18 protein-coding genes are annotated in these 21,875 nt (G+C 47.2%); 16 read left to right on the top strand and 2 right to left on the bottom strand.

Going from position 1 to position 21,875, the window contains the following annotated elements; all coding sequences use genetic code 11:
* Positions 1 to 146: 146 nt before the first annotated feature.
* The 10 genes from metB (at position 147) to argH (ending at position 12,937) form a co-directional block, all read left to right on the top strand.
* Positions 147 to 1,415 (top strand): cystathionine gamma-synthase, encoded by a 1,269-nt coding sequence (metB, locus tag EK374_RS16645; protein WP_127025671.1) that lies wholly within the window; start codon positions 147 to 149, stop codon positions 1,413 to 1,415.
* A 5-nt stretch (positions 1,416 to 1,420) separates the two neighbouring features.
* Positions 1,421 to 3,808 carry a bifunctional aspartate kinase/homoserine dehydrogenase II gene (gene metL / locus EK374_RS16640; RefSeq protein WP_233280271.1) on the top strand — a complete coding sequence of 796 codons (2,388 nt, stop codon included), beginning with the start codon at positions 1,421 to 1,423 and terminating at the stop codon, positions 3,806 to 3,808.
* A gap of 8 nt (positions 3,809 to 3,816) precedes the next feature.
* Positions 3,817 to 4,719, top strand: coding sequence for a methylenetetrahydrofolate reductase (gene metF / locus EK374_RS16635; protein WP_127025669.1), 903 nt, complete (start codon positions 3,817 to 3,819; stop codon positions 4,717 to 4,719).
* On the top strand, positions 4,712 to 5,272 hold the full coding sequence (thpR, locus tag EK374_RS16630) for an RNA 2',3'-cyclic phosphodiesterase (protein ID WP_127025668.1): 561 nt from the start codon (positions 4,712 to 4,714) through the stop codon (positions 5,270 to 5,272). Before metF ends, thpR begins: the two co-directional genes overlap by 8 nt.
* A gap of 77 nt (positions 5,273 to 5,349) precedes the next feature.
* Positions 5,350 to 7,104: a C4-dicarboxylic acid transporter DauA gene (gene dauA / locus EK374_RS16625; protein ID WP_127025667.1), complete on the top strand. Its 1,755-nt coding sequence runs from the start codon at positions 5,350 to 5,352 to the stop codon at positions 7,102 to 7,104.
* Positions 7,105 to 7,331: 227 nt separating this feature from the next.
* Complete coding sequence (gene argC / locus EK374_RS16620) at positions 7,332 to 8,372, top strand: N-acetyl-gamma-glutamyl-phosphate reductase (RefSeq protein WP_127025666.1); 1,041 nt, start codon at positions 7,332 to 7,334, stop codon at positions 8,370 to 8,372.
* Positions 8,369 to 9,139: an acetylglutamate kinase gene (gene argB, locus EK374_RS16615; RefSeq protein WP_127025665.1), complete on the top strand. Its 771-nt coding sequence runs from the start codon at positions 8,369 to 8,371 to the stop codon at positions 9,137 to 9,139. The genes argC and argB overlap by 4 nt, the downstream gene beginning before the upstream one ends.
* 100 nt (positions 9,140 to 9,239) lie before the next feature.
* On the top strand, positions 9,240 to 10,154 hold the full coding sequence (locus EK374_RS16610; protein ID WP_127025664.1) for an ornithine carbamoyltransferase: 915 nt from the start codon (positions 9,240 to 9,242) through the stop codon (positions 10,152 to 10,154).
* A 2-nt stretch (positions 10,155 to 10,156) separates the two neighbouring features.
* Positions 10,157 to 11,365, top strand: a complete 1,209-nt coding sequence (locus EK374_RS16605; protein ID WP_233280270.1) for an argininosuccinate synthase — start codon at positions 10,157 to 10,159, stop codon at positions 11,363 to 11,365.
* A 192-nt stretch (positions 11,366 to 11,557) separates the two neighbouring features.
* Positions 11,558 to 12,937, top strand: a complete 1,380-nt coding sequence (gene argH / locus EK374_RS16600; RefSeq protein ID WP_127025662.1) for an argininosuccinate lyase — start codon at positions 11,558 to 11,560, stop codon at positions 12,935 to 12,937.
* A 69-nt stretch (positions 12,938 to 13,006) separates the two neighbouring features.
* Here argH and EK374_RS16595 read toward each other — a convergent pair whose 3' ends face one another.
* Together EK374_RS16595 and EK374_RS16590 are read right to left on the bottom strand one after the other, a co-directional pair.
* On the bottom strand, positions 13,007 to 13,702 hold the full coding sequence (locus EK374_RS16595; RefSeq protein ID WP_127025661.1) for a tellurite resistance TerB family protein: 696 nt from the start codon (positions 13,700 to 13,702) through the stop codon (positions 13,007 to 13,009).
* A 157-nt stretch (positions 13,703 to 13,859) separates the two neighbouring features.
* Positions 13,860 to 16,484: a penicillin-binding protein 1A gene (locus tag EK374_RS16590; protein ID WP_127025660.1), complete on the bottom strand. Its 2,625-nt coding sequence runs from the start codon at positions 16,482 to 16,484 to the stop codon at positions 13,860 to 13,862.
* Between the two features lie 151 nt (positions 16,485 to 16,635).
* Here EK374_RS16590 and EK374_RS16585 point away from each other — a divergent pair, with 151 nt between their 5' ends.
* The 6 genes from EK374_RS16585 to aroK all read left to right on the top strand — a co-directional run bounded on the left by EK374_RS16585 (position 16,636) and on the right by aroK (position 21,854).
* Positions 16,636 to 17,715, top strand: coding sequence for a pilus assembly protein PilM (locus tag EK374_RS16585; protein ID WP_127025659.1), 1,080 nt, complete (start codon positions 16,636 to 16,638; stop codon positions 17,713 to 17,715).
* Positions 17,703 to 18,317: a PilN domain-containing protein gene (locus tag EK374_RS16580; RefSeq protein WP_127025658.1), complete on the top strand. Its 615-nt coding sequence runs from the start codon at positions 17,703 to 17,705 to the stop codon at positions 18,315 to 18,317. The genes EK374_RS16585 and EK374_RS16580 overlap by 13 nt, the downstream gene beginning before the upstream one ends.
* Positions 18,314 to 18,913: a type IV pilus inner membrane component PilO gene (locus tag EK374_RS16575; RefSeq protein ID WP_127025657.1), complete on the top strand. Its 600-nt coding sequence runs from the start codon at positions 18,314 to 18,316 to the stop codon at positions 18,911 to 18,913. The genes EK374_RS16580 and EK374_RS16575 overlap by 4 nt, the downstream gene beginning before the upstream one ends.
* Positions 18,910 to 19,455 (top strand): pilus assembly protein PilP, encoded by a 546-nt coding sequence (locus EK374_RS16570; RefSeq protein WP_127025656.1) that lies wholly within the window; start codon positions 18,910 to 18,912, stop codon positions 19,453 to 19,455. Before EK374_RS16575 ends, EK374_RS16570 begins: the two co-directional genes overlap by 4 nt.
* Before the next feature lie 84 nt (positions 19,456 to 19,539).
* Positions 19,540 to 21,177, top strand: coding sequence for a type IV pilus secretin PilQ (locus tag EK374_RS16565; protein ID WP_233280269.1), 1,638 nt, complete (start codon positions 19,540 to 19,542; stop codon positions 21,175 to 21,177).
* A 158-nt stretch (positions 21,178 to 21,335) separates the two neighbouring features.
* On the top strand, positions 21,336 to 21,854 hold the full coding sequence (gene aroK, locus EK374_RS16560; protein ID WP_008900467.1) for a shikimate kinase AroK: 519 nt from the start codon (positions 21,336 to 21,338) through the stop codon (positions 21,852 to 21,854).
* Positions 21,855 to 21,875: the final 21 nt, after the last annotated feature.

Here is a 21,875-nt window from a genome sequence, read left to right as displayed (position 1 = left end):
ACGTAATTGGACGAAATTTTACTTCTTTATACTCCCGAGTACAAACTCTGCGCAAGATTTAATAGTACAGACGTCTAAATGTTTTGACTTCTTAGTTTTGCTGGGTATACTTTTAGACGTCTAAACATCTAAATTTGAGGTTTTTTATGAGCAAACCACACTCAGCCACAGTAGCTGCCCGCGCCGGAATAGCGCAGGACTCTGCATATGGTGCTGTGACGCCGCCTTTGTATTTAACCTCAACTTATGAACTGAAAGCTTTTAAGCAGCCGGGCAAATACGATTATTCACGCTCGAATAACCCAACGCGTGATTTATTAGGCGATGCGTTGGCAGAGCTCGAAGGTGGTGCCAAAGGTTTAATTACCGGCACTGGCATGTCCGCTTGTTTGCTGGCGCTGCAACTGATTGGCCCGGAAGATACCTTAGTGATCCCTCATGATTGTTACGGTGGTAGTTATCGTTTATTCCTGAATTTAGCCACTCGTAAAAAAGCTTTTGGGCTTGTGGTAGTGAATTTCCAGCAAGCCGACTGGGCAGAACAAATTAAAGCCGCGAAACCAAAAATGATTTGGGTGGAAACCCCCAGTAACCCATTGCTGCAAATTACTGATGTCAAAGCTACGGCTGAACTGGCGAAAACTCTGAATGCCATTCTGGTGGTGGACAACACCTTTTTATCACCGGCTTTGCAAAACCCAATCGCCTTGGGTGCTGACATAGTGGTTCATTCCACCACCAAATTTATTAATGGCCACAGCGATATAGTCGGCGGCGCCTTAATTGCCAAAGATGCTGCTGTGGGTGATGAGCTGAAATGGTGGGCGAATTGTTTAGGTGTGACCAGTGGCGCTTTTGATGCTTATCAGACCTTACGTGGCCTTCGTACTTTATTACCCCGTATTAAACAGCATCAGCACAACGCAGAGCTGGTGGTGGATTATCTGCAAAAACAGCCATTGGTTAGTCGGATTTATTACCCGGGTTTAAAAGATCATCCAGGTCATGCCATTGCCAAGGCGCAGCAACATGGTTTTGGTTCCATGCTGAGTTTTGATTTAGCTGCAGACGAAGCCTATTTACCGGTATTTTTCGAAGCACTGCAGTGTTTCACTTTGGCTCAGTCTTTAGGTGGCATCGAAAGCTTAATCTGCCACCCAGGTTCTATGACTCATGCCTCATTAGATGCTGCGACCCAAAAAGCCGCAGGCATAGGCCCGACTTTAATTCGTTTATCTGTAGGTATTGAAGAAGCACAGGATTTAATAGCCGATCTGGCACAGGCTTTTGCTGCTGTAGATGCAACAGTACAGCAAAACAACCCAACAAAAAAGGTTCAGTCAGAGCCAGCAACAGCAGCTACAACTGAACAGCAGCAATTCAGATTAAATCCGGCACTTAGTGTTTTATGGTGAATGTTATGAGCAGTACAGTGAAGAGTCAAAACACAGTGCATAAATTTGGCGGCAGCAGCCTAGCCAGTGCTGAGCGTTTTTCTGCGGTTGCCGCTATTGTGGCAAAAGAGCCACAAGCCTGGGTGGTGGTATCAGCTCCTGGCGACACCACTGATGAGTTATTGGCGTTAATCGACAGCCGCGAACAACCAGAGCTTTTTGCTGCATTGTTACAGCAACTGACTGAAAAGCTGAGTTTACTTATTCAGCGCACTTTAAATGAACAAAACTCAGCTGTGCTTATCAGCAAAGTACAAAGCTGGTTCGCTGAAGTACCGGGCTTTTTAGCTAGTACTCAGTTTAACGATGTATTGGCCATTGGTGAGCGCTTATCCAGCCAGTTATTAGCGGCTTTACTGAATCAGCAGGGCTTACAAGCCAGTGCTATTGATGCCCGTGATTTTTTACGTCTAGACGGCAGCGAAGTGCAATACGAAGTGTCGTCTTCATGGCTAGCACCTTTTGAAACCACAGGTATTAAAGTCGTGACTGGTTATATAGCCCGTGATTTACAAGGCAACAGCATCACTTTAGGCCGCAATGGCAGTGATTACTCCGCCACTATAGTGGGTCGTTTAGTCAAAGCTCAGGCAATTCATATCTGGACTGACGTGGATGCAATTTATAGTGCCGATCCACGTAAAGTGCCTTCAGCCAGAGCCTACCGTCAAGTGCCATGGCAACAGGCTTTAACTTTGGCTCAGTTGGGTAATCCGGTATTGCATGCTAAAACCTTGAGTCCTTTATTGGATGCACCGGCCGATTTGATAGTGCGCAGCAGTTTTGAACCGAATCACCCTGGCTGCAAAGTCAGCCAACAAGCTGCTATTGAAGTACAGTTTTTAACTGACCTAACACAAGCTGCCTTAGTGACAGTACCGGATAACTGCAAATTAACTGCTACTGCTGTGGCTTCCGCCTTACAAATTACCGTCTTTGCCGCACCTAATGCGTTAAACCAATGGATAGTGGCTAGCAATCAGGTCGACAGCTTATTAAGTTACCTGGCTGGTAAGCAGGTATTTGCCCGGGTGAATCCACAAGCCTTTCATGCTGTGGTTTGGGTAAAACCTGCGGCCCGTCAGCAAAAACAAGTGAATGCCGCAGCAGGGCGCTGGTTAGACCGTCAGCAAGCAGCTTTTCAGTTTGAAGACGAGCAACTGGCTTTATGGTTATTCCAAAGTGCATTAACCTCGTTGGAGCTGACTGAGCTGCATCAGTTATTACTGCCAACCCAAGTGCAACTGAATGTTGTAGTGGCAGGCACTGGTAACGTAGGCGCTGAGTTTTTAGCTTTATTAGCAAAGCAACAACAAGCTTTTGCTGGTCAAATCAATTTAAAGCTGGCCGGGTTATTTAATTCCCGTCAGGCGCTTTTTGCCGAAAAGATTGATATTCACCACTGGCAACAGGCACTGGCTTTAGCTCCTGCTTATACTGAAGAGCAGCTCGAGCTGGCATTACAACAACTGCCTGAACCAAAAGTACTGGTGGATTTAACACCAAGTCGCGCTTTTGCTGAACGTTATCCGCAGTTTATCAATGCTGGGTTAGATTTAATAAGTGCCAATAAACAAGGCGTGACCTTACCACTGGCGCAGTATCAGCAAATAAAACAAGCGGCTGAACAGCAGCAGGTGCAATGGCTGAGCAATACCACTGTAGGTGCTGGTTTACCTGTGCAACGTTTATTGCAGGAATTAAAAAGCAGTGGCGACACAGTGCATCGCATCAGTGGTATTTTTTCCGGTACTTTGTCCTGGTTACTGGCAAAGTTTGATGGCAGCAAAGCCTTTTCTGACTTTGTGCAGGAAGCTCAACAGTTAGGTTTAACAGAACCAGATCCAAGGGATGATTTATCGGGTAAAGATGTACAGCGTAAATTGCTGGTGCTGGCCCGTGAGCTGGATTTAGCCCTGGATATTGACCAGATTGAGCTGGAACCTTTGCTGCCAGCCTCGCTAAGCTCAGGCAGCATCGCAGACTTTTGGGCAGGTCGTGCCGTGTTAGACGAAGAGTTAGCTGCTTTGCAGCAACAAGCAGCTGCCGCTGGTAAAGTCTTACGTTATGTCGCCGATTTAAAGATTGAAGCAGGCAAAGCCAAAGCCCAGGTGTCTCTGGTGGCTGTCGAACAGACAGATCCGCTGGCGGCTATTTTGCCTTGTGACAATATTTTTGTTATTGAGTCCGACTGGTATCAACAGAATCCATTGGTGTTAAAAGGCCCAGGCGCTGGTCGTCAGGTCACGGCTGGCGGTGTGCATGCCGACTTAGCCATTTTAGCCAAACAAAAAATTGCCGCTGCCAAAGCAGCTAAACATAGTCAGGCTCAGGCCGCAGCCTGGGTGAAGTGAGAAATAATATGTCTTTTGTCAGCGCACAATATGTCGAATCCATGAACCGCAACCTGCAGGATGTGGCAGGCAAGGTGAACGTTAGTTTTGAGTTTTTTCCGCCAAAAACCGAACAGATGGAAAATACGCTATGGCAATCCATCGAGCGTTTAGCGCCTTTGGCGCCATCTTTTGTGTCTGTGACTTATGGCGCCAATTCGGGCGAACGTGACCGTACCCATGACATTATTAAGTCCATTAAACAGCGCACCGGCCTAATAGCGGCGCCGCATTTAACTTGCGTCGATGCCAGCCGTGCTGAACTTGAGCGTATTGCCAAAGACTACTGGGACAATGGTATTCGCCATATTGTCGCGCTGCGTGGTGACTTGCCGCCGGGCAATAAAGAGAAGCCAGCTTTGTATGCGGCCGATCTGGTAGAGATCCTGCGTTCAGTGGCTGACTTTGATATCTCTGTAGCAGCTTACCCTGAAGTACACCCGGAATCACCCAACGCTCAGTTTGATTTACTGAACTTAAAACGCAAAGTGGATGCCGGTGCTTCACGCGCTATTACCCAGTTCTTTTTTGACCCGGAAAAGTACTTACGTTACCGCGACCGCTGCGCTGCTGTAGGTATAGATGTGGAGATAGTACCAGGCATTTTACCTGTGACTAACTTCCAGCAATTGCAGAAATTCGCCACTATGACCAATGTGGCTATACCGGGTTGGATGAACAAGGCGTATGAAGGTTTAGAGCAGGACGCTACTACCCGTAACCTGGTGGCAGCCAATATAGCCATGGAAATGGTGAAAGTGTTAAGCCGTGAAGGCGTGAATCATTTCCACTTCTACACCTTAAACCGTAGTGAATTGACCTACGCTATTTGTCACTTATTAGGGGTACGGCCTCAGGCTGTGAGTGCCTGAAAACAGGGCAACGCTGGATGACAGATGTTTTTTAAGTCTGAAGTTCAGCCCGGCACAACAAAGGCTGCTGCATACTTATCAGCAGCCAGGGCTCTGGCCTGATGCCAAGTGGCATTCAGTCGACAACCTGCATCTGACCTTGGTGTTTTTAGGCCAGCAAGCTGTAACTGCACAACAAGAGTTATGGTCAAAAAGCCTGGAACTGCTTCACGAACATCCTCCAGTTGAACTCTGTTTTGATCAGTATCATCAGTTCAGCAAGGCAAAAATTTTGTATCTGGGGGTCTCAAATCCCGACTCTGCTTTGATGGCACTACAACAGCAGTTGCAGCAACTGGCTTTGCCATATCTGCATGCGCCAGTGCCAGAGCCAGAGCACTTTGTGCCTCATGTAACTTTGGCCCGTAAGTTTCAGTCAGCCGCTATGTTTCCCCAGCCTGCGCCGCCTCTGGAGTTACTTTGTACAGAAGTGGCTTTGTATCATTCCGTCAGCTCAGTGCTGGGCGTGAGCTATCAAAGTGTCTACTCCTATACTTTAGTCCCAAAGGGCTGAATCTTTACGTTACATCAATACCTTAGTCGCTAAACTTAGTTACACTCACCTTGTGTTTTGCTACCGGACGGATTCAGATGTCGCACCGCTCTTATTTATTTTCTTTGCGTATTGGTCATGCGCTGCGGGAATCTCTGGCTGAAGGGTACAGTTTTGGTACTTTTAAGCTGGACCTGATGGCCGGTATTACAGTGGGCATTATCGCCATTCCACTGGCGATGGCGCTGGCGATCGCCAGTGGTGTACCGCCACAATACGGGTTATATACCGCCATTATTGCTGGTTTTCTGATTGCCCTGACTGGCGGGTCGCGCTACAGCATCAGTGGGCCTACTGCAGCTTTTGTCGTGATTCTCTATCCTGTGGCGCAAAGTTATGGTCTGGCGGGTTTACTGCTGGCCACTATCTTGTCTGGTGTGATGCTGATCATCATGGCCGCTATGCGTTTTGGCCGCTTTATCGAATATATACCGGAAGCTGTTACTTTAGGTTTTACCAGCGGCATTGCAGTGGTGATCGCCACTTTGCAAATCAAAGATGTGTTGGGTTTACCGATAGACAAAATGTCAGAACATTATCTGGAAAAACTACAGCAATTGTCTTTGGCCTTGCCTGATCTGCATTGGCCATCCTTGCTGGTGGCTGCTGTTACTTTAGCTGTAATGCTAGTGTGGCCAAAACTCAAACTGCCTCTGCCGCCGCATTTACCCGCAATTTTGATAGCAACTGGCTTAGCCATGGCGTTGGCACAATTTGGGCTGGAGCTGGATAGCATTGGCAGTCGATTTAGTTATCTGTTGCCAGATGGCTCGTTAGGGCAGGGCATTCCCGCTGTGTTACCCGAATTCAGCTGGCCCTGGTTGCAGCCAGGCCCTGATGGTCACGCCTTAGAGTTCAGCACTCAGATGCTGAAGGATTTAATTGGGGCGGCCTTTGCGATGGCGATGTTAGGTGCTATTGAATCCTTATTGTGCGCTGTAGTTTTAGATGGCATGACAGGACGCAGACACAGCGCGAACAGCGAATTATTAGGTCAGGGCATAGGCAATATAGTGGCGCCTTTTTTAGGAGGTTTTACCTCCACTGCGGCTTTAGCCCGATCCGCTGCCAATGTGCGCTCTGGTGCTCAGTCGCCTATCGCCGCTATGGTTCATGCGTTAGTGGTGTTATTGGCTTTGCTGGTGCTGGCGCCTGTATTGGCTTATTTACCTATGGCCGCTATGGCTGCTTTGTTGTTGGTTGTGGCATGGAATATGAGTGAAGCGCCTAAAGCTGTGCATCTGTTAAAAACAGCGCCCCGTAACGACATTATTATTTTCCTGATTTGTTTTGGCTGTACTGTGCTGTTTGATATGGTCATTGCCATCAGCTGTGGCATGGTCATCGCTGCATTTTTCTTTGTGAAGCAAGTGGCGGATATGACCCGGGTCGCGGATATCAGCCATAACAGCAAATACCTGTCTGAGCCTTTGCCCGAGGGCTGGAAAGCATTTCGGATCAGCGGTCCTTTGTTTTTTGCCGCTGCAGACCGGGTCTTTGGTGAGCTGTCGGTCAAACTTAGGCAACAGCAAGGCGCTATTTTAGTGATGGATGCTGTGACTTTAATGGACGCTGGCGGGCTTTCTGCTTTTACCAAACTGGTGAGTCTGGCACAAAAGCAGGGCATTCATTTACTGGTAACGGACCTTACCTTTCAACCGCTAAAAACTCTGGCCAAAGCCAAAGTGCAACCTTTGCCTGGTATTTTGAGTTTTTATTCAAGCTTAGCTGATGCGCTGAATAGCCTGCCGGGTCAGAAAATCGATCCTCAGGGCGAAGCTGTGGGTCTTTGATAGGAGCCAATCTTTAACACAGTCTTCTGCCTTGGGTCATTTTGGTCTAAGCTGTGGTCTTTCTGCAGTGGATCTGATGCTTGTTTGGATTTATGAATTAAATAAAATAAAAATTCACTAATTCAGCATAATAATTCTTGAAACTGCATGGCGAAGCCACTACACTGGCCACTCTTTTTTGGCGTGGCCTTAATTTATTATTTTTGTTTTCGGAGACTCAGCGACCTATGTCCACTCAATCCACTTCCTCTACCACCAAACTGCGCAGCGCTGTGTTAGGTGCTGCCGGCTACAGCGGCGCTGAATTGGCCGTTATGTTGGCACGGAACCCGTATTTTGAGTTGAGTTACGCTTTTGCTTCCGCTGGCCGCGCTGCTGAGCCTTTTTCTAATTTATATCCACGTTATCAGGGCGTTGTAGATATCCAGGTACAGCCGTGGACAGACGATTTAGTGGAAGAACTGGCTGACAAACTGGATGTAGCCTTTTTAGCTTTACCGCACGAGGCCAGTGAAGCTGTTACGCCTTTATTATTGGCCAAAGGCATAGCTGTGTTTGATTTATCCGGCGCTTTCCGGTTAAAAGACCCGGCTTTGTATCCGAAATATTATGGCTATGAGCATCAGCATCCGGAACTGCTGGATCAAGCTGTGTATTCATTAATGGAATGGTTAGATAAGCCGTTGCCACAGCTGGTTTCCGTGCCAGGCTGTTACCCAACGGCCTGCTCACTGGCGTTATTGCCTTTATTAAAAGCAGGTTTGGTGGCCGACGGTTGTATTCCTGTGATCAATGCCACCAGCGGTGTGTCAGGTGCAGGCCGTAAAGCCGCATTAAACACCTCCTTTTGTGAAGTCGGCTTAAATGCTTATGGCTTCTTTAAGCACAGACACAGACCAGAGATTGAACAGAATTTAGGCCGAAAAGTGGTGTTTACTCCACATTTAGGCAACTTCAAGCGTGGCATTCTGGCCACCAGCGTAGTGACTTTAAAGTCAGGTGTCACAGCAGAGCAAGTTTCTGCTGCGTTCCAGCAGGCCTATGCAGCTAAACCATTAGTACGTTTAGTGAAACATTCACCTAATGTGGCTGATGTGGCTGGCACGCCATTTTGTGATATCCACTGGCAACAAGATGGTGAGCAACTGGTTATTGTGTCCGCTATTGATAACTTGCTCAAAGGTGCTGCAGCACAGGCGATGCAGGCTGCAAACATCAAATTTGGTGCACCTGAAACCGCGGGTTTATTTGCAGGAGCTGCAGAATGAGCCAGACACCTTTAGTACTTAAAATGGGTGGGCGTTTATTGCAGGATCAGGCCGCTTTAGATGCCTTATTAAAAGTCTGTGCAGAGCTGAAAACCCGGTATCCGATCGTGCTGGTGCATGGTGGTGGCGATCAGGTGGATCAGTGGCTGGCAAAATTTGGTTTCGCTACTCAGAAAATTGATGGCCAGCGTGTATCTCCAGCAGAACAAATGCCTGTGATCACCGGTGCTTTAGATGGCGCAGTCAACGCTGATATGGTGGCCCGTGCCACATTACAGGGCTTAAATCCTGTGGGGTTAAGCCTGGCTGCCGGCGGCAGCCTGGAGTTTGACATCAATCATAAATTGGGTGCTGTGGGTATAGCCAAAGCAGGTAACCCACTGTTATTGACTACTTTGTTAGCTCAGGGCTTTACTCCTGTATTCAGCTCCATTGGTTTAAGTGCCGAAGGTCAGCTGTTAAATGTAAACGCTGATATTGCAGCGGCTGCTATTTGTCAGCTGGTGCAGGGCCAACTGGTTTTACTGACCGACGTGCCTGGCATTTTGGATGCCAATATGCAGCTCATACCAACCTTAACTGCAGCAGAAGCGCAGCAGTTGGTCACAGATGGTGTGATTAAAGGTGGCATGAAAGTAAAACTGGATGCAGCGCTCGAAACAGCCCAGGCACTGAAACGTAATATTACAGTGGCAGGATGGCAGCATCCGGACGATTTATTAAAGTTGATGCAACAAGAAGCAGTAGGAACTTGCATCGTGTATTGATCCCGAAACAAAACAGCGCCTGATACCCTGTTGAGTCCAACAGAAGCTGAGCCTGTTGCAACGATAAGGATGCCGCCTAGCGGACATGCAGTGTGTTTTTATGAGTAAATTAACCCAGCTTTTATGTTTAGCTGAATTAGACCAGAAGCAATTATCAGACCTGCTGGAGCTTGCGCTTCAGATCAAACAAAACCCAGAGCAGTATAGCTCTGCACTCAAAGGCAAAAGCATTGCCTTATTGTTTGAAAAACCTTCTTTGCGAACCCGAGTCAGCTTTGATGTAGGGATCAATAAATTAGGTGGTCACAGTGTCTATCTGGATCAGCAAAACGGAGCTATGGGCGTACGCGAATCAGTGGAAGATTTTGGTAGTAACCTGGCCTGTTGGTGTGATGCCATAGTGGCTCGGGTTTATTCTCAGAAAACATTAGTGCAACTGGCACAAAGCAGCAAAAAACCAGTGATTAACGCACTGAGCGATTTGTACCATCCTTGTCAGGCGCTGGCGGATTTACTGACCTTAAAAGAGCATTATGGCGATTTAAGCAAAGTGCATCTGGCTTTTGTCGGCGACGGTAACAATGTCTGTCATTCGCTGATGTTAGGTGCCGCTATTATGGGCATGACACTGACTGTGGTCACACCACAAGGCTTTGGTCCTGATGCTCATGTATTGTTAAAAGCTCAGGCTATAGCAGAAAAAAGCGGCGCTAAACTGACCTTAAGTCAGCATGTGTCAGCTGCTGCTGGTGCGGACGCTATTTACACCGACACCTGGTTGTCGATGGGGGCTAAGGCCGACCCTAAACTGGTTGAGAACCTGTTTGCTCCTTACCAGATCAATACTGCAGTGATGCAGCGTTTAGCCGTCAAACATTTTATGCACTGCCTGCCTGCACATCGTGGGCATGAAGTGACCAGCGAAGTGCTGGACAGTGATAATTCGTTAGTGTTGCAGCAGGCGGAAAACCGTATGCACGCTCAGAATGCAGTATTAGTCAGTTTATTTAGTTGAGGTTGGACATGAGTATCAAAAAAGTAGTGTTAGCGTATTCAGGTGGTTTAGACACATCAGCCATTGTGCCTTGGTTAAAAGATAACTATGACTGTGAGGTTATAGCTTTTGTGGCTAACGTAGGTCAGGGTGAAGAAGAACTGGCAGGTGTGGAAGAAAAAGCCATTAAGTCAGGCGCAAGCTCGTGCTACGTGGTCGACCTGCGTGAAGAACTGATCAAAGAAGTGATTTATCCGACGTTAAAAACAGGTGCTGTGTATGAAGGCCAGTATTTACTGGGTACTTCTATGGCACGCCCTGTGATTGCCCGTGCTCAGGTTGAGCTGGCGCTGAAATTAGGTGCTGATGCCTTATGCCACGGCTGTACTGGTAAAGGTAACGATCAGGTGCGTTTTGAAGGTGCGTTTGCCGCCTTAGCGCCGCAGTTAAAAGTGATAGCGCCATGGCGTGAATGGCAATTTAACTCTCGTCAGTCACTGCTCAATTACCTGGCTGAGAAAAATGTACCAACCACAGCTTCAGCTACCAAAATTTATAGCCGTGATGCCAACTTATGGCACATCTCGCACGAAGGTGGCGAGATTGAAAACCCATGGAATGAGCCGTCCGATCAAATCTGGATGTGGACTAAATCTCCAGAGCAGGCGCCGGATAAAGCTGAACATATTCAATTGAGTTTTGAAAAAGGCGAGTTGACCAAAATAAACGGTGAATCCGTAGCTCCGGTCAAAGCTATTGAAGTACTGAACGCTATTGGTTCAGAGCACGGTGTAGGTCGTATCGACATCGTTGAAAACCGTTTAGTGGGCATGAAATCCCGTGGCTGTTACGAAACACCTGGCGGCACTATTTTAGTGGCGGCATTGCGTGCGTTGGAGTCTCTGGTCTATGACCGTACTTCACTGAAATACCGTGAAGAAGTGGGCTTAGAGTTTGCTCAGCTGGTTTATGATGGCCGTTGGTTCACGCCGCTAAAAGATGCCTTGTTAGCTGCTGCTACTTCTTTAGCCGACCAACTGACAGGTGACATTGTTGTTAAGCTGTACAAGGGCAACGTCACTGTGACGCAACGCCGTTCTACAAACAGCTTGTATTCTGAAGCCTTTGCGACTTTTGAAGGCGATGAAGTGTACAACCAAAAAGATGCGGCAGGTTTTATCCGCCTGTATAGCTTAGCCAGCCGTATTCGTGCTTTACATAGCAAAGGTTAATTGTTCTGAGCATTAAGACGGCTCAGCTATACCCGTCGTCCTTGAAGTTGCAGCTTTGTTGACTGCGCCATTTCGCCCCAGTCACATAGGTTAACTATGCTCCTGGGGTCTCACTGGCTTGTCGCCTCCCTGCATCTTCAAGTAACTCGGGTATATAAACCGTTTCTTTTTTCAAGTTTTGGGGTATCAATCATGGCGATGTGGGGTGGTCGGTTTACCGAAGCCAGTCTGGCCGAGTTCAGTGAATTTAATGACTCATTAAGTTTTGATTATCTGCTGGCGCAACAGGATATTCAGGCCTCCCGTGCCTGGACCATAGGTTTGCTCGAAGCTGGCATTATTACAGCAGCCGAAGCAGAGCAGCTGGATCATGCGTTGGCAGATTTAGCTTTAGCCTTGGAATCTAACCCTAAGCTGCCACTGCAGACTCAGGAAGAAGATATTCACAGCTGGGTGGAAGCTCAGTTACAGCAAAAAATTGGTGTAGTCGCCAAGAAGCTGCACACAGGCCGCAGCCGTAACGACTTAGTGGCTACAGATCTGCGTTTGTGGACCAAACTAAATGCCACTCAGGTGCGCAGTACTTTAATCAATGCCATTGGTGCCCTTGTCACTTTTGCTGATGCGCATTTTGGTGCTGTGATGCCGGGCTTTACCCACCTGCAGCGGGCTCAGCCTGTGCTGGTCAGTCACTGGGCTTTGGCTTACATCGAAATGTTTAAACGGGATTTAAGCCGTATTGATGATGCTTTAGCGCGGCTGGACGTTTGTCCTTTAGGCTGTGGTGCTTTAGCAGGCACTGGCATTCAAATTGACCGCACTGCGTTAGCCCAGCGTTTAGGCTTTAAATCAGCCGCGCTGAATAGCTTAGATGCAGTGTCGGATCGGGATTATGTAGTTGAGCTGTCAGCTACCGCCTCTTTGTGTATGACGCATTTATCGCGTTTATCTGAAGATGTGATCTTCTTCTGTTCAGGCGAAGCCGCTTTCTTTAAGCTGGGTGATGCGATTAGCAGTGGTTCATCGCTGATGCCACAGAAGAAAAACCCGGACGTCTTTGAGTTATTGCGTGGTAAAACTGGCCGGGTGCTGGGCCATTTAGTGGCTATTTTGCATGTACTTAAAGGTTTGCCTCTGGCCTACAACAAAGATATGCAAGAAGACAAGCAGGGCTTTTTTGATTTGATGGCGAGCTGGCAACAATGCCTGCTGGTGTTGGCGACTGTACTGCCGCATTTATCGGTCAATGTAGAACGTTGCCGTTTAGCTGCAGAGCTTGGTTACAGCAACGCTACCGATCTGGCCGATTATCTGGTCGGTAAGGGTATTGCTTTCCGTGACGCCCATGAGTTATCCGGTGAGCTGGTGCTGGTCGCTTCGAAACAGCAAAAACCACTGGAAGCTTTAGCTTTAGCCGAAATGCAGCAGGTCTCGCCTTTGATCAGCGAGGATGTTTTTGCAGCCCTGACCATTGAAGCAGGTCTGGCAAAACGTGCATCTTTGGCAGGCACCAGTCCTGATAGAGTCAAAGAAGCTTTAGACGCCACTAAAGTCTGGTTTGAAGCACTCTGAGTTGATTTGACCCAAATGAATAAGCCGGATTATCGATCCGGCTTTTTTGCTTTTTAGCGCCGCCAAAAGTTATGCGGCTAAAGCCTGCTTGGCCTGAAACTCCAGTTCAGCTTTAAGCTCAACCGGCAGTTTCAGCTGACGAGCCAGTTCCTGCAGATAAGCCCCTTCCATATAGTTTTGCTCGTTAATCACCAATAAGCTGGCCAGATACATCTCAGCCGCCATTTCTGGCGTGCTGGCTGCACTTGCGATATCGGCTGGATCTAAAGCTTTGGCCAATTCCTGATCAAACCAGCGCTGCAGGCTGAAGTCCGATGTCAGTTTGGCGATTTCACTGTCGATCAACTCGCGCTCTTGCTGATCAATATGACCATCTGCTTTGGCAGCTCCAATCAGCGCTTTTAATATGGCGTTACTGTGCTGCTCAGCCTCCGGAGCGGGCAAGCGATCCACTGTTTGTGGTTCGTGCTGATCAACTTTACCTTTGTTTTGCTGTTGCCAGTTGCCATAAGCTTTGTATGCAAGCAAGCCCAAAGCTGCCAAGCCCCCATAAGTGATAACTTTTCCGCCCAGGCTGCGGCCTTTTTTCGAGCCAAGCAACATAGCTAAAGCACCACCAGACAGCGCCCCTCCACCAAAACCTGACATTAATTTGCTGACAGAAGAGGTGGCAGATGATTGATGGGAACTCTGTGACGCTGATTTCTGCTGCATCAGATCAGAACCGGCCTTGAGCAACTGATCCAATAAACCTTTAGTATTCATTTATAGAAGTCCTTGAACTACGGTTAGTTCTTTTCAGACTTGTTTCAGCACAGAAAATTCAGTTGTAGTTGTAAGCAGATATAAATAGTTGCCAGAGCTGACATAAAAAAGGCCGCTTAAAAGCGGCCTTTCACTGCATCCAACAGACAGACTGTGATCAGAACAGCTCGATTTCTTCCTGTTGTTGCTGATTATTCTGCGTTGGCAGCTGCTGTACCGACGAATTGGTATAAGTTTTAGGTTCTGTACCCTGAATAAAAAACTCAAAACCACTGCTGTTATCAGTTGCCTGAGTTAATAAACCTGTTTTAAGGTCAATCCGCACAGAGGTAATACCTACAGGTGGTTGCACAAAAACTTGCGGTTTGTCTTTTAAGGCAAAACCGACAAAATCCTGCCAGGCCGGTAATGCGGTTTTCGCACCCGACTCACCGCCAGCGATCTGATCTTTACCCAGATTATTATTCCAGGCTGTTTTACCTAAGCGGCTTTCAGCATCATCAAAACCAACCCAGGATGTCACCACCAAATCAGGTGAAAAACCAGAGAACCAGGCGTCTTTCACATCGTTGGTAGTACCGGTTTTACCTGATAAATCCTGCCGCTTTAACTCTCGTAACCGATGCGCAGTACCAAGCCAGCCTGTGCCTGCTTTCCAGTCACCGCCACCCCAGATTGAGCTTTTCAGGGCGTCAGCAATTAAGAAGGAGTTTTGTGCTGATAAAACCCGCGGAGCATAAGCTGGGGCCTCTGCAGGCGCAGCTTGTTCAGTGGGTGCTGTTTGCTCTGCAAAGGTAGCTTCGAGCTGAGCTTCAGAATCGGCCGTTTCAGCCAAAGCTGCAGCTTCTTTTGCCGCTTGTTCCGCAGCAGCTTTGGCTGCTAAGTCTTGTTGTTCACAGTCGGAACAAACTGGCACAGGCACATGCTCGAAGATCAGGTTGTTCTGATCATCCAGAATTTTGGTAATGACATAAGGCTTCACCAAATAGCCGCCGTTCGCAAATACCGCGTAGCCTGTCGCCAGTTCAAGCGGAGTTAATGATGCTGAGCCTAAAGCCAGAGTTTCACTGTGAGGTAAATCTTTTTCTCTGAAACCAAACTTCGTCAGATGCTGGCGGGTTTTTTCTATACCTACGGCCCTTAATAAACGCACTGCCACCACGTTTTTCGATTTGGCCAAAGCTTCACGGATACGGATAGCTCCATCATAAACCTCTGGTGAGTTTTTAGGCCGCCATGCCTGATTTGAACCTTCATCCCATTCATGAATAGGCGCATCGTTCATTAAAGTTGCCAGCGTAAGATTGGATTCCAAAGCAGCTGAATAAATAAAAGGTTTAATGTTTGAACCGACCTGACGATTCGCCTGAGTGGCACGGTTAAACTGTGTCATAGCAAAACTGTAACCACCTACTAAGGCTTGTACAGCACCATCCTTTGGATTAATAGCCACAATAGCGCCACTGACTCCGGGGATTTGGCCTAAACGCCATTCGCCTGCTGCAGGACGCACCAGCACATGCATACCTGGCGCTAACACGTCAGCTGCTGCTTTAGGTGCATGGCTTTGTCTGTCGTGGCTGATAAAAGCCCGGGCCCAGTTTAAACCTTGCCATGGTAGGGTGATTTTACGGCCACCAGATAAAATAGCTTGTGCCTGTTGACCTGAAACTTCAGTGATCACGGCAGGAATTAAGTCTTCTAAACCATCTTGTGTATCCAGATAAGCCAGAATAGCCTCATCGCTCAGACGATCTTTTTCCACAAATTTAACTGAGCCATCTTGTTGTGGCTCTGGTGTGGCTTGCCACAAAGTTGCAACAGGACCGCGGTAGCCGTGACGCTCGTCATAGCCTACGACATTTTTTTGTACCGCAGCGACAGCTTTGCCCTGCAATTTAGAATCGACTGTAGTAAAGACCTGAAAACCTTTGGAGTAGGCTTCTTCTTCGCCGTATTTATCGACCACTTCCTGACGCACCATTTCAGCAATATAAGGGGCTGAGGCTGTGATTTGAGCACCGTGCAGCTTGGACAATATAGGTTCCTGCAGCGCTTCATCATACTGAGCCTGAGTGATGTAGCCTTCATTCAGCATCCGGCCCAGCACAATATTACGACGGGCACGGGCGCGGCTTGGTGAACGCACCGGGTTCAGTATTGAAGGGCCTTGTGGTAAACCTGCAATAATGGCGATTTCAGATAAAGTTAAATCCTGGATGTTTTTACCAAAATAGACCTGTGCTGCAGCACCGACACCAAAAGAGCGCTGGCCTAATTCGATTTTATTTAAATACAGTTCCAGAATTTCGTCCTTGGTCAGCTCTTGTTCAATACGCAAAGCCAGGAAGATTTCTTTGATTTTACGGATCAGCTTTTTTTCACGCGTCAGGAAAAATACCCTGGCCAATTGCTGAGTAATGGTACTGGCGCCTTGTTTGGCTTCACCGCTGAATGCCACTACGGTCGCCGCACGGAACATGCCAATGACATCAATACCAGGGTGTTCATAGAAGCGATTATCTTCAGTTGCTAACACCGCCTTGAGCAGTAAATCAGGCATTTCTTCCAGTTTTAATGGAATACGGCGCTTTTCACCAAATTGTGAAATAAGCTCACCGTCCTGACTAAAAACGCGCATAGGTGTTTGCAGCTTCACATCTTTTAGTGTCGCTACACTTGGCAGGTCATCTTTGACATACCAATAACTCGCAGCAATCAAAGCTACAACGGAAAAAGCACCTGCAATCACCAGAATGATTAGTTTTTTAAACCACGACACTGATTAACCTCAATGTATATTTTTGGATCTAGCGGGACTGCTAGTCTGTTTTTTTTAAAAAGCTGTTTGCCTACCCTACGCAATCTTGTATGAAACGACTAAGCTCTTGACAGAAGTTCAATATAAATCATTGACCTGTGCACGGGACGCTATGCTAAAGCAGCTGTTTCAAACAAAAAAAACCTTGATGTTAGGGGTCGATATCGGCTCACATGCTGTGAAAGCTGTGTTATTGAGCCAACACAACCAGCATTATAAAGTAGAAGCCTTTGCAATAGAACCTATGCTGAAAGGCACTATGGTCGATCGCGAAATTCAGGATATTGAAGCTGTCGCTCATGCTTTGTTGAATATCAGAAAAAAGATAGATAAATCAATTAAGTATGCGGCGGCTGCTGTGTCTGGTTCTTTGGTGATCAGTAAAGTGATTTTTATGGATGCCAGTTTAACAGACGCTGAATTAGCCCGTCAGATTGAATTGGAAGCCGATAGTTTAATACCTTACCCGCTGAACGAAGTCAGTTTAGACTTTGAACGGCTGGAAGCCAATGAAACGGACTCAAGTAAAGTCAATGTGTTACTCAGTGCAGCCCGCACCGAAAGTGTTCAGGCAAGAGTTACCGCGCTGGAGTCCGCCGGATTTACTGCCAAAGTGATAGATGTCGAAAGTTCAGCCTTAAGTCGCGCTGCACTTTTATGTCTGGATCAACTGCCAGAAGATGCGGCAGAAAAAGTTGTAGCAGTATTGGATATAGGCGCCACTATGACGCTGCTTAGCATAGTGGAAGGCGATAAAAACCTCTACACCAGAGACATAGCTTTTGGTGGTGAGCATTACAGTCGCAGCATTATGAATTATTACAATAAAACCTACGAAGAGGCCGAACAGGCGAAAATTCTGACGGATTTGCCTCCAAGCTATAGCTTTGAAGTGCTGGCTCCGTTTCAAACCATGTTGTTACAACAAATTCGCCGTTCTATTCAGATGTACCTGACCACCAGTGGTAAGGATCAAGTGGATTATTTACTGGTCAGTGGGGGGACCAGTTTGTTAGATGGTATAGACAAATTGATTAGTGACGAGCTGGCTATCCAAACTGTGGTTGCTAACCCTTTTCGTCATATGGAGTCAGCAACTAGCGTTAGCCGGCAGGAATTAACAGAAAAAGCCCCTTGCCTGATGATAGCAACCGGTCTGGCATTGCGGAGTTTTAACTCATGGCATCAATAAACCTGCTGCCATGGCGTGAAGCCGCGCGCAAACAACAGCAACTGAATTATCTAAGCGTTTTGGCGCAGGTTGCTGTTCTGACTTTTGTGCTGATGTTTTTTGTTTACTGGTTGTATCAGGCGCGGGTTGAGGGGCAAATCAGTCGCAATGCTTTGCTGGAGACCGAAATAAAACAACTGGACAAGCGTATTGCCAAGATCCGTGAGTTAGAAAAACAAAAAGCGGGTTTGCAGCAGCGTATGTCGCTGATCGAGCAGCTGCAGCGCAGCAGAAACCTTGGTACCCAAATTATGGATGAAGTGGCCAAAACCGTACCTGCCGGGGTGTACCTTGTCTCTATGGATAAAAAATTTAACAGGTTACTGGTCACAGGCAAAAGTGAGTCGAACAACAGATTATCCAGCTTGTTGCGGGTGATTGAGCAGTCTCCTTTACTTACTCAGCCTGTGCTGGAGTTTATTCAGGCCAGTAAAGAAGACAGTGGCTTATTGAGTGATTTCAAAATGCATTTACGTTTAATAGGAGCAGAACCGCCACTTCCACCACCTGAACCGGCAGGGCGTGCGGCCAAAAATGCAAAAAATACCGGAGCGAAAAAATGAGCCTGAAAATCAACTTAACCGATATCGATGTCTCAGAGATTGATTTTAACAACATGGGAGCCTGGCCCAGAGCCGGCAAAATCGCATTGGCTCTGTTGGTCGCTTTAGTTGTGATGGTGTTGAGTTATTTTTTCCTGATTGACGCTCAAGTGACGAACCTTGAAATTGCGCAGCAAAAAGAGCTGGAACTGAGAGTTGATTATCAAAACAAGTATGTGAAGGCAATCAATCTTGAGTTGTACCTGCAACAAATGCAGGAAATGGAAAAAACCTTTTCCACCTTATTAAAACAGTTGCCAGCAACCCATGAAACGCCGGGCATGCTGGACGATATCACCTTTGCCGGTACTTCAGTGGGCCTGACTTTTGTCCGTATAAACTGGATGCCTGAAATTGAAAAAGAGTTCTACACTGAACTGCCAATTCAGATTGAGGTGATAGGGGACTACCATCAGATTGGAAATTTTGTCAGTGAAATTGCCAAGTTACCCCGTATTGTCAGTTTGCACGATTTTGTGATCCAAAGCAGGGAAGAGGGCAACCAAAGCTTTAACGTGATAGCTAAGACTTACAGGTACAAGGAGCTGAAAAAATGAAACGAGCTCCTTTACCTCTGTTTATAGCTTTGATGATTTTGAGCGGATGCTTTGACGATACCGCAGATATTCAACAGTTTATGGCAGACGTCAAAGCCAATTCCAGTGCCAGAATTCCGCCTCTGCCTCCGGTCAAAGCTTTTGAGCACTTACCTTACACCAGCTCAGAATTGCGCAGCCCTTTTAGTTTGCCGTCACCTGAGGCTTATAACCAACTACCTGTGCATCAACCCGGCTGTATTCAACTGGACAATCAACGCGAAAAACAAGCTTTGGAGCAATACGCTGTTGATAACTTAAAAATGCGCGGCACTTTAGGCCATGCCGATCAGCTATGGGCGTTGATTGAGGCATCCGATCAAAGTATGCACAGAATCACTATCAACGACCGGTTGGGTTTATTTCATGGCAAGGTGATTGCTGTAAAGCCAGACTATATTGAAATAACAGAATTTATCCCTGATGGCAGCGGTTGCACTGTGCAGCGGAACAGTAAATTGCAATTGTTGGATGCATCCGCCGATGCAACCGAAACTAACTGAGCGACCTGAATGATGATAAAAAATAAAACAAGCTGCAGGCTCCTCCACTTTAGTAAAGCTATAGCTCTGTGTTGTATGGTGCTGATGGGAAATGTTGCAGCCCAACAAGGCAGCAAGGACTTTATTAATGAAATTGATTCAATAGATTTTCGCCGTGGTGAACAAGGTGAAGCTAAGGTATTGGTATTTCTGCAACAAAATTCAGCTGCTGTGGATGTCATTGAACAAAATGGCAAAATTCAGCTGGATTTTCATGACACGAAAATCAGCGATGAGTTGTTGTATCAACTGGATGTGCTGGATTTTGCCACTGTGGTTAAAGGTATAGAAACCTTCAGAGAAGGCAGTAAAGCAAGGCTGGTGATTGAAACTCTTGATACCTTCACCTATAGCTACCAGCAAATTGACGAGGTCTTTCATTTGGTGGTGCAGAAAAAATCTGCAGAACAAACCAAATCTGCTGCAACTGGCCAGTATGTTGGTAGGGCTATTTCTTTGAATTTTCAGGATATTCCGGTTCGGACTGTGTTGCAGATTATTGCTGATTACAATGGTTTTAATCTGGTGACCAGCGATTCAGTGACAGGCAATATCACCTTAAGGCTGGACGGTACGCCTTGGGATCAGGCGCTGGATATAGTGCTGAAAGTACGTGGGCTGGATAAACGTATGGACGGCAATATTCTGATGATAGCGCCATCCGACGAACTGGCAGCACGGGAAGCGAAAGAGCTGCAGGCTCTGCAGCAGGTTGAGCAGTTAGAACCTTTGATGTCCGAGTTTTTGCCTATTAACTACGCCAAAGCTGCGGATATTGCCGCTTTGCTCAATAACAAAGACGCGACCTTATTATCTGCCCGAGGCAATGTGGCAGTGGACGATAGAACCAACACTTTATTGGTAAAAGATACCGCGACCACGATCGAAAATGTACGGCGTTTGCTGCGTCGGCTGGATGTGCCGGTAAAACAAGTGCTGATTGAATCCCGTATGGTCACAGTCAAAGACAATGTGCGGGACGAGATTGGTTTACGTTGGGGCTTCAGTGACCAGCAAAATGACAGGGCCTGGTCTGGTACAGCGCCTGGTGCTAATAATCTGGCGGGCGGTACAGTACCTTCGTTAACTGACCGATGGAATGTGAACTTACCTGTCGCCAATCCGGCGGGTAGTATAGCTTTTCATGTCACTAAGTTTGCCGATGGCACTTTGCTGGATTTGGAACTGTCAGCGCTGGAGCAGGAAAACAAGGGTGAAATCATTGCCAGCCCACGTATTACCACGGCCAATCAGAAAAAAGCCCGGATAGAGCAGGGCACTGAAATTCCTTACCTGGAGGCTTCCAGCAGCGGTGCCACGACCGTTACTTTTAAAAAGGCGGTATTAAGCCTTGAAGTGACACCACAAATTACGCCGGACAATAAAATTATTCTGGATTTGGAGATCACTCAGGACACTCGCGGCGAAACTGTATCGACAGGCAATGGCCCAGCTCAGGCGATAGATACGCAACGTATCCAGACCCAGGTGCTGGTCGATAATGGCGCTACTGTGGTCTTGGGTGGCATCTACCAGCAACAGATGACCAACACCACCTCAAAAGTACCGGTTTTTGGCGACATTCCTTATTTAGGAAATTTGTTTAAACGCCGTAATGACTTTAATGAAAAAACTGAATTATTGATTTTCGTCACCCCAAAAATACTGACCGAAAGCTTGTAGCAGGATCCAAAGCAAGGCCGGAGCTGACGCAGGCTCCGGCAGAAAATTCGCTTGCCAAGCCAAGGCTATTACTGACATAATTCACCGCTTCAAATTTTCGTGGGAGCTTTCGGGTCCTGAAATTAACCTTCTAAGTTAGCGCAGCAGCATTACGAACTATGGCAGAAAAACGCAATATCTTCCTGGTAGGCCCAATGGGTGCAGGCAAAAGTACAATTGGCCGTCATTTAGCAGACATGCTTCATCTCGAATTCTACGACTCAGATCAGGAAATTGAACGCCGCACTGGTGCAGATATAGCCTGGGTATTTGATCTGGAAGGCGAAGAGGGATTCCGTGTTCGCGAAGAAAACGTGATCTCGGACTTAACAGAATTACAAGGCATAGTACTGGCGACTGGCGGTGGCTCAGTACTGAGCAAAGAAACCCGCAACCGTTTATCCGCGCGTGGCATAGTGGTTTATTTAGAAACCCCTATAGAGAAACAAGTGGCTCGTACTCAACGTGACAAAAGACGTCCGTTGTTACAAACCGAAGAAGCACCAAAAGAGGTGCTGGAACGTCTGGCGGCTGAGCGTAATCCTCTGTATGAAGAGATTGCAGACTTTACCGTGCGCACAGACGAGCAAAGTGCCCGTTCAGTGGCGAATCAAATCGTTGAACAACTTGGTTTCTAGTTTGAGATAACTTTTCAGGGA

It is taken from the genome of Rheinheimera mangrovi, from assembly GCF_003990335.1.
In the GTDB taxonomy this organism is placed as follows: domain Bacteria; phylum Pseudomonadota; class Gammaproteobacteria; order Enterobacterales; family Alteromonadaceae; genus Pararheinheimera; species Pararheinheimera mangrovi.
Note: the sequence above shows the minus strand (reverse complement) of the source record. Positions and strands in the feature narration are given on the sequence as shown.